This is a genomic window from Noviherbaspirillum suwonense (genome assembly GCF_900182955.1).
GTDB classification, from domain to species: Bacteria; Pseudomonadota; Gammaproteobacteria; order Burkholderiales; family Burkholderiaceae_D; genus Noviherbaspirillum_A; species Noviherbaspirillum_A suwonense.
In genome coordinates this window covers 59374-72950 of record NZ_FXUL01000004.1, presented here as the reverse complement: position 1 = coordinate 72950, position 13577 = coordinate 59374, and the positions used below count along the sequence as shown (strand labels likewise).

15 protein-coding genes and 1 tRNA gene are annotated in these 13577 nt (G+C 62.4%); all 16 read right to left on the bottom strand.

From position 1 onward, the window contains the following. Nucleotides 1-12 precede the first annotated feature (12 nt). Complete coding sequence (gene nuoK, locus QOL82_RS07580) at nt 13-321, bottom strand: NADH-quinone oxidoreductase subunit NuoK (RefSeq protein WP_283441645.1); 309 nt, start codon at nt 319-321, stop codon at nt 13-15. Between the two features lie 9 nt (nt 322-330). Further along, on the bottom strand, nt 331-972 hold the full coding sequence (locus QOL82_RS07575) for an NADH-quinone oxidoreductase subunit J (protein ID WP_283441644.1): 642 nt from the start codon (nt 970-972) through the stop codon (nt 331-333). A gap of 65 nt (nt 973-1037) precedes the next feature. Continuing rightward, complete coding sequence (nuoI, locus tag QOL82_RS07570; protein ID WP_283441643.1) at nt 1038-1526, bottom strand: NADH-quinone oxidoreductase subunit NuoI; 489 nt, start codon at nt 1524-1526, stop codon at nt 1038-1040. A 26-nt stretch (nt 1527-1552) separates the two neighbouring features. After that, nucleotides 1553-2617 carry an NADH-quinone oxidoreductase subunit NuoH gene (gene nuoH / locus QOL82_RS07565; RefSeq protein WP_430438455.1) on the bottom strand — a complete coding sequence of 355 codons (1065 nt, stop codon included), beginning with the start codon at nt 2615-2617 and terminating at the stop codon, nt 1553-1555. 8 nt (nt 2618-2625) lie between these two features. Then, a complete protein-coding gene (gene nuoG, locus QOL82_RS07560; protein ID WP_283441641.1) occupies nt 2626-4971 on the bottom strand; it encodes an NADH-quinone oxidoreductase subunit NuoG in 2346 nt (781 codons plus the stop codon). A gap of 66 nt (nt 4972-5037) precedes the next feature. Further along, entirely contained in the window at nt 5038-6333 is a 1296-nt protein-coding gene (gene nuoF / locus QOL82_RS07555) for an NADH-quinone oxidoreductase subunit NuoF (RefSeq protein ID WP_283441640.1), read from the bottom strand. Then, entirely contained in the window at nt 6330-6809 is a 480-nt protein-coding gene (nuoE, locus tag QOL82_RS07550; RefSeq protein WP_283441639.1) for an NADH-quinone oxidoreductase subunit NuoE, read from the bottom strand. The genes nuoF and nuoE overlap by 4 nt, the downstream gene beginning before the upstream one ends. A 39-nt stretch (nt 6810-6848) precedes the next feature. Next, the gene (locus tag QOL82_RS07545) at nt 6849-8102 is read right to left on the bottom strand and encodes an NADH-quinone oxidoreductase subunit D (protein WP_283441638.1); all 1254 of its coding nucleotides are present in this window, start codon (nt 8100-8102) and stop codon (nt 6849-6851) included. Beyond that, nucleotides 8095-8700: an NADH-quinone oxidoreductase subunit C gene (locus tag QOL82_RS07540; protein WP_283441637.1), complete on the bottom strand. Its 606-nt coding sequence runs from the start codon at nt 8698-8700 to the stop codon at nt 8095-8097. Before QOL82_RS07540 ends, QOL82_RS07545 begins: the two co-directional genes overlap by 8 nt. A gap of 19 nt (nt 8701-8719) precedes the next feature. After that, on the bottom strand, nt 8720-9196 hold the full coding sequence (locus QOL82_RS07535) for a NuoB/complex I 20 kDa subunit family protein (protein ID WP_283441636.1): 477 nt from the start codon (nt 9194-9196) through the stop codon (nt 8720-8722). A gap of 3 nt (nt 9197-9199) precedes the next feature. Then, nucleotides 9200-9559 carry an NADH-quinone oxidoreductase subunit A gene (locus tag QOL82_RS07530; RefSeq protein ID WP_283441635.1) on the bottom strand — a complete coding sequence of 120 codons (360 nt, stop codon included), beginning with the start codon at nt 9557-9559 and terminating at the stop codon, nt 9200-9202. A 122-nt stretch (nt 9560-9681) separates the two neighbouring features. Then, nucleotides 9682-9766 (bottom strand) — tRNA-Leu (locus QOL82_RS07525). Nucleotides 9767-9844: 78 nt separating this feature from the next. Beyond that, nucleotides 9845-10219 carry a preprotein translocase subunit SecG gene (gene secG / locus QOL82_RS07520; protein WP_283441634.1) on the bottom strand — a complete coding sequence of 125 codons (375 nt, stop codon included), beginning with the start codon at nt 10217-10219 and terminating at the stop codon, nt 9845-9847. Between the two features lie 28 nt (nt 10220-10247). Next, nucleotides 10248-10997, bottom strand: coding sequence for a triose-phosphate isomerase (tpiA, locus tag QOL82_RS07515; protein ID WP_283441633.1), 750 nt, complete (start codon nt 10995-10997; stop codon nt 10248-10250). 103 nt (nt 10998-11100) lie between these two features. Next, complete coding sequence (locus QOL82_RS07510) at nt 11101-12081, bottom strand: NAD(P)H-quinone oxidoreductase (protein WP_283441632.1); 981 nt, start codon at nt 12079-12081, stop codon at nt 11101-11103. Between the two features lie 76 nt (nt 12082-12157). After that, nucleotides 12158-13462: an NAD(P)/FAD-dependent oxidoreductase gene (locus QOL82_RS07505; protein WP_283441631.1), complete on the bottom strand. Its 1305-nt coding sequence runs from the start codon at nt 13460-13462 to the stop codon at nt 12158-12160. Nucleotides 13463-13577: the final 115 nt, after the last annotated feature.

Genomic DNA, 13577 nt, shown 5'->3' with positions numbered 1-13577 from the left:
GCTTGTTTGTTATTAGCCCTTGAGACTGTCCAAGTCCTCGACATTGATCGTGTCGAGATTGCGGAACAGCACAACAAGGATCGCCAGGCCGATCGCGGACTCGGCCGCCGCCACGGTGAGGATGAAGAAAACGAAGATCTGTCCGGCGGCGTCGCCGAGATAATGCGAGAACGCGATGAAGTTCAGGTTCACCGCGAGCAGCATCAGCTCGATCGCCATCAGCAGGACGATGATGTTCTTGCGGTTCAGGAAGATGCCGACGATGGAGATCGCGAACAGGATCGCGCCGAGGATCAGGTAATGAGCGAGGGACAAGGTCACTGTAAGTCCTTATTGTTTGGGCGGAACGGACTCGACAGCCTCAGCCTCGGGGGCTGGGCGCTCGGTCTCGGATTTCATGCTGATGATGCGCAGGCGGTCGCTGCTCTTGACCTTGACCGCGTCGGACGGGTCGTAGTACTTGCTGTCCTTGCGCCGGCGCAGCGTCAGCGCAACCGCGGCGATGATGGCAACCAGCAGGATCACCGCGGCGATCTCGAACGCATACACGTACTGGGTATAGATCAGCTTGCCGAGCTCGCGGGTGTTGCCGATGCTCGTCGCCGGCGGCGTGCGCGGGTCCAGCGTGATGAAGCCGCGGAACAGCACCGCCGCCATTTCCAGCACGATGATCACGCCTATCGTGGCCGCAAACGGAAAGTAGCCCCAGAAGCCCTGGCGCAGCCTGTCCATGTCGATGTCCAGCATCATGACCACGAACAGGAACAGCACCATCACCGCGCCGACATAGACCAGCACGAGCACGATGGCCAGGAACTCCGCCTGCAGCATCATCCAGATGGACGCCGCCGAGAAGAAGGAAAGCACCAGGTACAAGGCGGCATGCACCGGGTTGCGGTCGGTGATGACACGGGTCGCGGCGACCACGAGGATCGCCGAGAACACATAGAACAGCGCAGTTTTAAATTCCATAATGGACCACAAAGATCGTCCCTGACCGGCCAGCTACGGGCCGGGCGTGTGACGAATTAATCAAATCAGCGGTAAGCAGCGTCCGCCGCACGGTTTGCGGCAATGTCTTTCTCGTAGCGGTCGCCCACGGCCAGCAGCATCTCCTTGGTGAAGTACAGGTCGCCCCGCTTTTCGCCGTGGTACTCGAGCATATTTGTCTCGACGATCGAGTCCACCGGGCACGACTCCTCGCAGAAGCCGCAGAAGATGCACTTGGTCAGGTCGATGTCGTAGCGCGTGGTGCGGCGGGTGCCGTCGTCACGCTGTTCCGATTCGATCGAGATGGCCAGCGCCGGGCACACCGCTTCGCACAGCTTGCAGGCGATGCAGCGCTCTTCCCCGTTCGGATAACGCCTCAGCGCATGCAGGCCCCGGAAGCGCGGCGACAGCGGCGTCTTCTCTTCCGGGAACTGCACGGTGATCTTGCGGGCAAACATATAGCGGCCGGTCAGGGCCATGCCCTTGAACAGTTCGCGCAGCATCAGGCTGCCGAAAAAATCCTTGATGGCTTCCATGTCTTATTCAGCCTTTTTCAATTCGTTTAATTCCAGATGTTCCATGGCGACTGGATCCAGATCGCGACGATCAGCAGGTAGCCCAGCGTCAATGGAATGAATACTTTCCAGCCCAGGCGCATGATCTGGTCATAGCGGTAGCGCGGGAAGGAAGCGCGTACCCAGATGAAGATCGATACCACCAGGAAGGTCTTGATGCCCAGCCAGATCCAGCCCGGCACCCAGGTAAATGGCGCGATGCCGAGCGGCGGGTTCCAGCCGCCGAGGAACATCAGCGAAGCCAGCGCCGAGATCAGGATCATGTTCGCGTATTCGGCAAGGAAGAACATCGCGAAGGACATGCCCGAATACTCAACCATGTGGCCTGCGACGATCTCGGACTCGCCCTCGACCACGTCGAACGGATGGCGGTTGGTCTCGGCGATGCCGGAAATGATGTAGACGCCGAACATCGGCAGCAGGGGCAGCCAGTTCCATGACAGGAAGTTCAGGCCCATGTCGGCGAAGCGGCCCTGCGTCTGCTGCATGACGATCTCGGTCATGTTCAGGCTGCCGGACACCATCAGCACGATGACCAGCACGAAGCCCATCGCGATTTCATACGACACCATCTGGGCCGATGCGCGCATCGCGCCGAGGAAGGCATACTTGGAGTTCGACGCCCAGCCGGCGATGATCACGCCATACACTTCCATCGACGTGATGGCCATGATCAGCAGCAGGCCGGCATTGACGTTCGCCAGCGCGACTTCGGGACCGAACGGCACAGCAACCCAGGCCGCAAGCGCCGGCATGATGGTCATGATGGGCGCGATCACGAACAGCGCCTTGCTTGCCCGGGCCGGGACGATGATTTCCTTCAGCAGCAGCTTCAGCGCGTCGGCGATCGGCTGCAGCAGGCCGGCGGGGCCGGTACGGTTCGGGCCGATGCGCACGTGCATCCAGCCGATCATCTTGCGTTCCCACAGCGTCAGGTAGGCGACGCAGCCCATGATGGGCAGAACGATCAGGACGATCTTGATCAGCGTCCAGATCGCCGGCCAGATGACGCCGAACCAGGACTGCCCGGTTGCATTCAGGGTGAGCAGCATCTGGTCCATTACGCTTTCTCCACGCGGATTTCACCGAACATGCCGCCGAGCGCTTGCGTGCTCGGATGCGCGGCGGCGACCCGCACCACGCTGTAGGGCAGGCGCTTGTCGATGCCTATCGTCAGCAGCGCGCTGCCGCTGCCCTGGCTGACCTTCACCACGTCGCCTTCGATGACGACCAGCTTTTCCGCGAGCGCCGGGGACATCCAGGCCAGCGGCGCTTTCGCATCCTCGGTCTGCTGCAGTGGCGGCGAGCGGCGCACGATGGCGTCGGTCGAATAGATAGGCACGGGCGCAAGGCGTTCCAGCCCGCCGCCAGCCGGCGCCGCGGCAGCCTTGGGCGCCAGCGTTGCCTGGTTGTTCAGCCGCGGACGCAGGTCGGCCTGGACATCCCTGGTGTTCGACGGCACGCCCAGCACTTCGTTGCGGATTTCTTCCGAGGTTTCGTAGTTGAAGCCCTGCAGGTCCAGCAGGTTGCCCAGCACGCGCAATACCTTCCAGGCCGGCCGGGTTTCACCCAGCGGCTTGACGGTGCCGTTGAAGCTCTGCGCGCGGCCTTCGCAATTCACATAGGTGCCGGCGGTTTCGCTGAACGGCGAGACCGGCAGCAGCACGTCTGCATAGTCGAGGCCATGCTTGTAGGGCGACATCGCGACCACCATCTCGGCGCCGTCCAGCGCGCGGCGGGCAGCCTGCGGGTCGTAGCAGTCGAGTTCGGGTTCCGCGTTCAGCAGCAGGTAAGCCTTGCGCGGCTCCTCGAACATCTGCAGCGCATTGCCGCCCTTCTGCGGGTAAGCCTGGACGATGTGGCCGCCGACGGTGTTGGCGCCTTCGGTCAGGTAACCGAAATGCGCGCCGGTCTGCTCGGCCAGCCATTGTGCGGCGGCATGCAATTGCGATGCTTGCGGATGCTGCGCGGCCGCATTGCCCATCATGATGGCCCGTGGCTCGCCGGACAGCAGGCTGGCTGCAACCAGTTTCGCATTCTCGGAAGCCTCGACATTCTCGAAGCCCGCCGGCAGCGCGACCGTTTTTGCGACCGACACCGCGGCCATGATTTCACCCAGCGCCGACAGCCATGCGGACGGCGCGGCGATCATCTTGGCGGCAACCGGCATCAGCAGGTCGTCGTCGCTGGCATGCAGGATGCCCAGCTTGGCGCCGTTCTTCACCGCGGCCCGCAGGCGCGCGGCCAGCAGAGGATGGTCCTTGCGCAGGAAGGAGCCGATCACGAATACGCGTTTGAGTTCACCGAATTCGGCGATCGACATGCCCAGCCATGGCGCAACGGCGCCCGACAGTGCGAAGTCGGACTGGCGCAGGCGGAAGTCGATATTGTCCGATCCGATGCCGTTGACCAGCTTTTTCAGCAGCGCGAGTTCTTCCAGCGTGGAGCCTGGCGTTGCCAGCGCGGCGATCGCGTCGGCGCCATGCTCGTGGCGGATGTTGCGCAGGCCGTGCGCGACATATTCGAGCGCGGTCTGCCAGTCGGTGTCCAGCCACTTGCCATCCTGCTTGATCATCGGGCGCGTCAAGCGCTCTTCGACGTTCAGGCCTTCATAGGAGAAGCGGTCGCGGTCGGACAGCCAGCATTCATTGACTTCCTCGTTTTCCAGCGGCAGCACGCGCATCACCACGCCGCCCTTGACCTGCACGATCAGGTTGGAACCCAGGCCGTCATGCGGGCTGACCGACTTGCGGCGCGACAGCTCCCAGGTGCGGGCACGATAGCGGAATGGCTTGGACGTCAGCGCGCCGACCGGGCACAGGTCGATCATGTTGCCCGACAGTTCGGAGTTGACGGTCTTGCCGACGAAGGACGTGATTTCCGCGTGCTCGCCGCGGTTCAGCATGCCGAACTCCATCACGCCTGCAACTTCCTGGCCGAAGCGGACGCAGCGCGTGCAATGGATGCAGCGCGCCATCTCGCGCATCGAGATCAGCGGACCGGCATCCTTGGGCACGACCACCCGCTTCTCTTCCTCGTAGCGGGATGACGACGCGCCATAGCCGACGGCGAGATCCTGCAGCTGGCATTCACCGCCCTGGTCGCAGATCGGGCAATCGAGCGGGTGATTGATCAGCAGGAACTCCATCACGCCCTTCTGCGCCTTGACCGCCTTCTCGCTGTGCGAGCGCACGATCATGCCGTTGGTCACAGGCGTTGCGCAGGCCGGCAGCGGCTTCGGCGCCTTTTCGACTTCGACCAGGCACATCCGGCAGTTGGCCGCGATGGACAGCTTCTTGTGATAGCAAAAATGCGGAATGTAGGTGCCGATCTTGTTGGCAGCTTCCATCACCATGCTGCCTTCCTGCACTTCCACTTTCTTGCCGTCTATTTCGATTTCAACCATGGTTTTCTTTTTCCCGTAGCGTGCGCTTTGCGCACCGGAGCACTGTCGCCTGCTGCCGCCTTGCCTTTACAGATAGGCAGGCACCAGGCAATGCTTGTGCTCAATGTGGTATTCGAACTCTTCCCGGAAATTCTTGATCATTGCCCTGACCGGCATCGCGGCGGCATCGCCCAGCGCGCAAATCGTGCGGCCCTGGATGTTGTCGGCCACCGAGTTCAGCAGGTCGATATCTTCGGCGCGGCCCTGGCCATGCTCGATCCGGTGGACCATGCGGTACAGCCAGCCGGTGCCTTCACGGCACGGCGTGCATTGTCCGCAGGATTCCTCGAAATAAAAGTAGGACAGCCGGAGCAGCGAGCGGACCATGCAGCGCGTTTCATCCATCACGATGACCGCGCCGGAGCCCAGCATCGAACCGGCCTTCGCGATCGAGTCGTAATCCATGTCGGTCGCCATCATCACGTCGCCGGTCAGCACCGGCATCGACGAGCCGCCTGGAATGACCGCCTTGATCTTCTTGCCGTCGCGCATGCCGCCAGCCAGCTCGAGCAGGGTCGCGAACGGGGTGCCGAGCGGGACTTCGTAATTGCCGGGCTTGGCGACGTCGCCGGACATCGAGAAAATCTTGGTGCCGCCGTTGTTTGGCTTGCCCAGCGCCGCATACGCTTCGCCGCCCATCTTCATCACGAAGGGCACTGCCGCGAAGGTCTCGGTGTTGTTGATCGTGGTCGGCTTGCCGTACAGGCCGAAGCTGGCCGGGAAAGGCGGCTTGAAGCGCGGCTGTCCCTTCTTGCCTTCGAGCGACTCCAGCAGCGCTGTTTCCTCGCCGCAGATGTAGGCGCCATAGCCGTGGAATGCATGCAACTGGAAGTTGAACTGGCTGCCCATGATGCCGTCGCCCAGGAAGCCCTCGGCGCGCGCCTCGTCAATCGCTTCCTCGAAGCGCTCGTAGTCGGCCCAGATCTCGCCGTGGATATAGTTGTAGCCCACGGTGATGCCCATCGCATACGCGCCGATGGCCATGCCTTCGATCAGCGCATGCGGGTTGTAACGGATGATGTCCCGGTCCTTGAAGGTGCCCGGCTCGCCCTCGTCCGTATTGCAGACCAGGTATTTCTGGCCCGGGAACTGGCGCGGCATGAAGCTCCACTTGAGACCGGTCGGAAAACCGGCGCCGCCGCGTCCGCGCAGCGACGAAGCCTTCAGTTCGGCGATCACCTGCTCGGGCGTGATGCCCTCGGTCAGGATGCGGCGCAGCGACGCATAGCCGCCGCGCTGCACGTAATCCTTCAGATGCCAGTTGGCGCCGTCCAGGCCTTCCAGGATCAGCGGCTTGATGTGACGATTATGCAGGCTGGTCATTTCTTCAGTTCCTCCAGCAGCGCGTCGATCTTCTGGTCCGACATCAGGCTGCACATGCGCTTGTTATTCACCAGCAGCACCGGCGCGTCGCCGCAGGCGCCCATGCACTCGCCTTCCTGCAGCGTGAACATGCCGTCCGCCGTGGTTTCGCGGTAGCCGATGCCGAGCTTCTGTTTCAGGTAGTGGGCAGCCTTCTCGCCGCCGGACAATGCGCATGGCAGGTTGGTGCAGATGGTGATCTTGCTTCTTCCCATCGGCTCCAGGTTGTACATCGCATAAAACGTGGCGACTTCCTGCACAGCGATCGGCGCCATGTCGAGGTAGGCGGCGATTGCTTCCATGACCTCGGGCGACAGCCAGCCTGCTTCGTCCTGCGCGATGGCGAGCGCGGCCATTACCGCGGACTGTTTCTGGTCCGCCGGAAACTTGCCGATCTCGCGATCTATTTTTCTGTACGCTTGCTCTGATAACACCATTGTGTTTGCCTCAAATGCCGATGCGCGCCGCGCCCGGACTTATCTGTCGATCTCGCCGAATACGATGTCCTGGGTGCCGATGATGGTGACCGCGTCGGCGATCATGTGGCCCTTGGCCATCTCGTTCAGCCCTTGCAGGTGCGGGAAGCCCGGCGCCCGAATTTTCAGCCGGTACGGCTTGTTCGCGCCGTCGGACACCAGGTAGATGCCGAACTCGCCTTTCGGGTGCTCGACTGCCGCATAGGCTTCGCCGGCAGGCACGTGAAAGCCCTCGGTGAAGAGCTTGAAGTGATGGATCAGCTCTTCCATGTTGGACTTCATGTCGACCCGTCCCGGCGGCGCAACCTTGTGGTTGTCGACCATGACCGGGCCCTGGTTGTTGCGCAGCCATTCGATGCACTGCTTGATGATGCGGTTGGACTGGCGCATCTCTTCGACGCGCACCAGGTAACGGTCGTAGCAGTCGCCGTTGGTGCCCAGCGGGATGTCGAAGTCCAGCAGGTCGTACACTTCATACGGCTGCTTGCGCCGCAGGTCCCATTCGATGCCAGAGCCGCGCAGCATCGGACCGGTAAAGCCCATTGCCATCGCCCGCTCCGGCGTAACGACGCCGATGCCGACCAGGCGCTGCTTCCAGATGCGGTTGTCGGTCAGCAGGGTTTCATATTCGTCGACATAACCGGGAAAGCGGTTGGTGAAGTCTTCGATGAAATCCAGCAGCGAGCCCTGGCGGTTTTCGTTGAGCTGCCTGATTGCCTTCTCGTTGCGGATGATGGACGCCGTGTATTTCGGCATCGCATCCGGCAGGTCGCGGTAGACGCCGCCCGGACGGTAGTACGCCGCATGCATCCGTGCGCCGGACACTGCCTCGTAGCAGTCCATCAGATCCTCGCGCTCGCGGAACGCGTACAGGAACACGCCCATCGCGCCGACGTCCAGCGCATGCGCGCCCAGCCACAGCAGGTGATTCAGCAGGCGCGTGATCTCGTCGAACATCACGCGGATGTACTGCGCGCGCAACGGCACCTCGATGCCGAGCATCTTCTCGATTGCCATCACGTAGGCATGCTCGTTGCACATCATCGAGACGTAATCGAGGCGGTCCATGTAGGGCACGGACTGCAGGTAGGTTTTCTGCTCGGCCAGCTTCTCGGTCGCGCGATGCAGCAGGCCGATATGCGGGTCGGCCCGCTGGATGACTTCGCCATCCAGCTCCAGCACCAGCCGCAGCACGCCGTGCGCTGCCGGGTGCTGCGGACCGAAGTTCAGTGTGTAGTTCTTGATTTCAGCCATGGTTCTTGATCCCGTAATTTTCTTCACGGATGACGCGCGGCACGTTTTCACGCGGCTCGATGGTCACCGGCTGATAAATCACGCGCTTCTGTTCCGGGTCGTAGCGCATCTCGACATACCCGGTGACCGGGAAGTCCTTGCGGAACGGGTGGCCGATGAAGCCGTAGTCGGTCAGGATGCGGCGCAGGTCGTTGTGGCCGTCGAACAGGATGCCGAAGAAGTCGAATGCCTCGCGCTCGTACCAGTTCGCGGCTGACCAGATGTCGACCAGCGACGCCACCAGCGGCATGTCGTCGTCCGGTGCGAACACGCGCACCCGGACACGCCAGTTATGGGTCATCGACAGCAGATGCGACGTCACCGCGAAACGCGGGCCGTCGTAGGTCCCGTCGCCGTACGCGGAGTAGTCGACGCCGCACAGGTCGATCAGCTCTTCGAAACGGAGATCGGCATGGTCGCGCATTACGCGCATTACGGAAAGGTAATCGGCCGCCTTTACCAGTACGGTAATTTCGCCCAGCGCGACAGTCAGGTCCTGCAGATGATCGCCAAGCGCATTGCGCAGCCCGGCTTCCAGCGTTTCAAGTTTTGTCGTCATAGTTCCGTCTGGAATGCCGTTAACGGGCGATGGTGTTGGTGCGCTTGATCTTGTTCTGCAGCTGCATGATGCCGTAGATCAGCGCTTCCGCCGTCGGCGGGCAACCGGGCACATAGATATCGACCGGCACGATGCGGTCGCAACCGCGCACCACGGAGTACGAATAGTGGTAATAACCGCCGCCGTTGGCGCACGAGCCCATCGAGATGACCCAGCGCGGCTCCGCCATCTGGTCGTAGACCTTGCGCAGCGCGGGCGCCATCTTGTTGCACAGCGTGCCGGCCACGATCATCACGTCGGACTGACGCGGCGAGGGGCGAAACACGACGCCGAAACGGTCGAGATCGTAACGCGAGGCGCCCGCATGCATCATCTCGACTGCACAGCAGGCCAGGCCGAATGTCATCGGCCACATCGACCCGGTGCGGGTCCAGTTGATCAGTTTGTCAGCCGTGGTGGTGACAAATCCTTCGTTCATTACACCTTCAAGAGACATGGCTTATTCCCAATCCAGAGCGCCCTTCTTCCAGATGTACCAGAAGCCAACGACGAACTCGGCGATGAAGACCAGCATCGTAACGAAGCCAGGCCAGCCGAGGTCGCGCATGGCGACACCCCATGGGAAGAAGAACGCTGTTTCCAGGTCAAACAGGATGAATAAAATAGCAACAAGGTAATAACGCACGTCGAACTTCATCCGCGCGTCTTCGAATGCCTCGAAGCCGCATTCGTAAGGAGAGTTCTTCTGGACGTCGGGCCGATGGGGTGCAAGGACACGCCCCAGCACCTGCGGCGCAATGCCTACGGCGATGCCGACAAGGATAAATAGTAGTACGGGGAGATAATTTTCGAGGTTCACGATGGGTCGCCGTATGATGAATGTCCAGCCTTGACAGGCGGCTGCTGCAAACGCACTTGCAAACTAAACAACATTCTCGAGAAAAAGCCAGCTAAGGAAGTCCCCAGCTGGCTTTATTATTTTGGTGCCGACGGCGAGACTCGAACTCGCACAGCTTTCGCCACTACCCCCTCAAGATAGCGTGTCTACCAGTTTCACCACGTCGGCAAGCCCTGCATTTTAACCGGTTTGAACTCTTTATTCAATGCACGATTTCGCCCGGAAATTGCATAAAACGATAAATTCTTACTTTGGAATCTGGCCCGATTGGCCTTGTTCGACAGGTGCGGCAGGCGCAACCGGCGCCGGCGCGGCAGGTGCGGTGTTCGCAGGCACCGTGCTCGCCGGCAGCCTGTCCATCACTCCCCCGGTCACCGATGCCGGACGATTGCCGAGGAAGGCCAGCGCCAGCGTCGCGCCAAAGAAAATCGCGGCGGCAACACCGGTCGACTTCGACAGGAAGTTGGACGAGCCGGTCGCGCCGAACAGGCTGCCCGAAGCGCCGGACCCGAACGCGGCGCCCATGTCGGCGCCCTTCCCGTGTTGCAATAAGACCAGGCCGATGATCGTCAGCGCGGACAGCACCTGGATGACGATCATGACGGTAAGCAGTGTGTTCATTAAAAAATTCCAGTTCTAGGATAAAACGTTATGCGGCTGCATGAATGATGGCGAGGAAATCGGCCGCCTTCAGCGCCGCGCCTCCGATGAGTCCGCCGTCGATGTCTTCCATCGCCAGCAGGTCGGCTGCGTTGTCGGGCTTCATGCTGCCGCCGTAAAGGATCTGGATCTGCGTCGCGGCAGCGGCATGGCGCGCGGCCAGCCGGGCGCGCAGGAAAGCATGGACATCCTGCGCCATCTGCGGCGTCGCGGTCTTGCCAGTGCCAATTGCCCAGACCGGCTCATAAGCGATGACGAGCCGGACCAGGTCGGCGTCTGCCACTTCTTTCAGCACCGCATCGAGCTGGCGCTGGACGACCAGCTCGGTCTGGCCGGCGTCGCGCTCTTCCAATGTTTCGCCGACGCAGACGATGGGCCGCAGTCCGGCAGCCAGCGCACGCGCCGATTTCCGTCCGACCAGCGCATCGCTCTCACCATGGTAGGCGCGCCGCTCGGAATGGCCAGTAATAACGTAAGCACAGTCGAAATCCGTCAGCATCGCTGCGGATATTTCGCCGGTATAGGCGCCCGACTCGTGGTCCGACACGTCCTGCGCGCCCCAGGCGATGGCGCCGTCGGCCAGCATCGTGCGGCATTGTTCGAGATAAGGCGCTGGCGCGCAGACTGCCACGTCGCAGGAGGGAGAGGTCAGGTGGGACTGGATGTCGGATAGCAGCGCAGCGTTGGCTGCGAGGCTGCCGTTCATTTTCCAGTTACCGGCAATGAGTTTGCGGCGCATATTTTCTGAATTTTCAATAACCCGTCATTCTAGCGCGGCGCGTCCGGGACGGTCAAATTGAGACCCGGCTGGCGAGCCTGCCGCCAGCCGGGTCAGGCAGCTATTAGATAACCTGCAGCACGATCTTGCCCACGTGCGTGCTCGACTCCATCAGCGTATGCGCCTCGGCTGCCTGCGCCAGCGGGAAGGTCTTGAAAATGACCGGCTTGATCTTGCCCGACTCAAGCAAAGGCCAGACCTTTTCCTTCAGGCTGGCAGCAATTGCGGCCTTGAAGGCGACCGGACGCGGGCGCAGCGTGGAACCGGTGATTGTCAGCCGGCGACGCAGCACGTCGCCCAGGTTGACGGTGGCCTTCGCGCCGCCCAGCAGCGCGATGATCACGATGCGGCCGTCGTCGGCGAGGCAGCTGACTTCGCGCGGTAGATAGTCGCCGGCGACCATGTCGAGCACCACGTCGACGCCCTTGCCGCCGGTGGCGGCCTTGACCACCTCGACGAAATCCTCGGTCCGGTAATTGATGCCCTTCTCCGCGCCCAGCGATTCGCATGCGCGGCACTTGTCGTCGCTGCCGGCGGTGGCGAACACACGGTGTCCCATCGCGGTGGCGAGCTGGATGGCGGTCACGCCGATGCCGGAGGTGCCGCCCTGGACCAGCAGGGTCTCGCCCTCGCTCAGGCGCGCGCGGTCGAACACATTGCTATACACGGTGAAGAAGGTTTCCGGCAGGGATGCCGCCTCGACCGCGGACAGGCCCTTGGGCACCGGCAGGCACTGCGCGATGGGCGCCGCGCAATACTCGGCATAGCCGCCGCCCTGCACCAGCGCACAAACCATGTCGCCCTTGGAAAAGCCGCTGCCGGCCAGGTCGCCGTCGACGATCTCACCGGCCACTTCCAGGCCGGGCAAGTCCGACGCGCCGGGCGGCACCGGATAATTGCCGGTCCGCTGAAGCACGTCCGGGCGGTTGATGCCCGCCGCATGGACCTTGATGATGACTTCGCCCGCATTGGCAACCGGCATCGGCCGCTCGCAGAGTTGCAGTACGTCGGGTGCTCCGGGCTTGGTAATTTCTATAGCGCGCATGGAATGTCCATCAAAACAGTCGCGGTGACTGGGGTTGAAAAACGCTGATTGTAATGGCAACAGCCGATCAACGCTTTCAGCCAGGCTGGTCGATGCGTCGCCGCGGCCTGCCGCCCTCCAGCACATCGGGCTCTTCCTCGGTGCCGACGACGAGCCGAGCATTACGCTTGAAGGTGAAATAGGCCCAGGCCCAGTCGGTCAGCACCATCAGCCGGCTGCGAAAGCCGATCAGGAAATACACGTGGACGAAAAGCCAGAACAGCCAGGCGGGAAAACCCGAGAACTTGATCTTGCCGACCTGCGCGACTGCCGATTTGCGTCCTATGGTCGCCAGCGACCCGTAATCCTTGTAGTGGAACGTTTCCGGCGGCTTGCCCCGCATCCGCAGCAGGATGTTGCGCGCCGCGGTGCGGCCCATCTGCTTGGCCGCGGGCGAGACGCCAGGCACCGGCTTGCCGTCCGATGTCGCGGAAGCCAGGTCGCCGACCACGTAGACTTCGGGATGGCCGGGAATGGTCAGGTCGGGCCCGACCGGCACCCTTCCCGCGCGATCCACCTGCACGCCCAATGTCTTGCCTATGGGCGATGCGGCGACGCCTGCCGACCAGATGACGGTTTTCGCGGCGAGCCGCTCTTCCCCGTTGGAACCGGTGTACGTGACCCCGTCTTTATCGATCGCGGTAACCTTGCAGCCGGTGCGCACATCGACGCCAAGCTGGACCAGCTGCAGGCGGGCCTTTTCGGACAGGTCGGGCGGATAAGGCGGCAGCACCCTGTCGCTGCCTTCGACCAGCACGACCCTGGCCCTGCGCGAATCGATGCGGCGGTATTCGCCATTGAGCGTATAGCGGCCAATCTCGGTCATGGTTCCCGCCATTTCCACGCCGGTCGCGCCGCCGCCGACCACGACGAAGGTCAGCCAGGCCGATTGCGCCGCCTCATCGGTCTCCCGCTCGGCCCGCTCGAAGCTCATCAGGATGCGGCGCCTGATCTCGAATGCGTCGCCCAGCGTTTTCAGGCCGGGTGCGAACTCGGCCCACTGGTCGTTGCCGAAATAGCTGTGGGTGGAGCCGGTGGCGACGATCAGGTGGTCATAGGCGATCACATCGCCATCGGCAAGGCTGACCGTGCGCTGGTTTGTGTCCACCGACGTCACCGATCCCATCAGCGTCGTCAGATTGCGCTGGCGCGCCAGGATGTGCCGGATCGGCGCGGCGATGGCCGGTCCCGACAGGCCGGCAGTGGCGACCTGGTATAGCAGGGGCTGGAACAGGTGATGGTTGCTGCGATCGATCAGCGTGATGCGCACGTCGGCGCGCGCCAGGGTGCGGGCGGCTTCGAGACCACCGAAGCCGCAGCCCAGAATTACGATATGGGTCATAGGCAGCGTTGTTGCCCGCGCAGGCGCCGAAGACCGGCAAGCGTGGGCAAGGGAATAGTCACAGGGGCGAGTCGGTAATAAACTGGCAACAACCTTAGCACGAAATCAGTGCGCC

What these genes read in the sequence shown, in the direction of transcription:
- QOL82_RS07575 (WP_283441644.1), bottom strand. Translation starts at nt 972, where the DNA reads ATGGAATTTAAAACTGCGCTGTTCTATGTGTTCTCGGCGATCCTCGTG.
- nuoI (WP_283441643.1), bottom strand. Translation starts at nt 1,526, where the DNA reads ATGGAAGCCATCAAGGATTTTTTCGGCAGCCTGATGCTGCGCGAACTG.
- nuoH (WP_430438455.1), bottom strand. Translation starts at nt 2,617, where the DNA reads ATGCTGCTCACCCTGAATGCAACCGGGCAGTCCTGGTTCGGCGTCATC.
- nuoG (WP_283441641.1), bottom strand. Translation starts at nt 4,971, where the DNA reads ATGGTTGAAATCGAAATAGACGGCAAGAAAGTGGAAGTGCAGGAAGGC.
- nuoF (WP_283441640.1), bottom strand. Translation starts at nt 6,333, where the DNA reads ATGACCAGCCTGCATAATCGTCACATCAAGCCGCTGATCCTGGAAGGC.
- nuoE (WP_283441639.1), bottom strand. Translation starts at nt 6,809, where the DNA reads ATGGTGTTATCAGAGCAAGCGTACAGAAAAATAGATCGCGAGATCGGC.
- QOL82_RS07545 (WP_283441638.1), bottom strand. Translation starts at nt 8,102, where the DNA reads ATGGCTGAAATCAAGAACTACACACTGAACTTCGGTCCGCAGCACCCG.
- QOL82_RS07540 (WP_283441637.1), bottom strand. Translation starts at nt 8,700, where the DNA reads ATGACGACAAAACTTGAAACGCTGGAAGCCGGGCTGCGCAATGCGCTT.
- QOL82_RS07535 (WP_283441636.1), bottom strand. Translation starts at nt 9,196, where the DNA reads ATGTCTCTTGAAGGTGTAATGAACGAAGGATTTGTCACCACCACGGCT.
- secG (WP_283441634.1), bottom strand. Translation starts at nt 10,219, where the DNA reads ATGAACACACTGCTTACCGTCATGATCGTCATCCAGGTGCTGTCCGCG.
- tpiA (WP_283441633.1), bottom strand. Translation starts at nt 10,997, where the DNA reads ATGCGCCGCAAACTCATTGCCGGTAACTGGAAAATGAACGGCAGCCTC.
- QOL82_RS07510 (WP_283441632.1), bottom strand. Translation starts at nt 12,081, where the DNA reads ATGCGCGCTATAGAAATTACCAAGCCCGGAGCACCCGACGTACTGCAA.
- QOL82_RS07505 (WP_283441631.1), bottom strand. Translation starts at nt 13,462, where the DNA reads ATGACCCATATCGTAATTCTGGGCTGCGGCTTCGGTGGTCTCGAAGCC.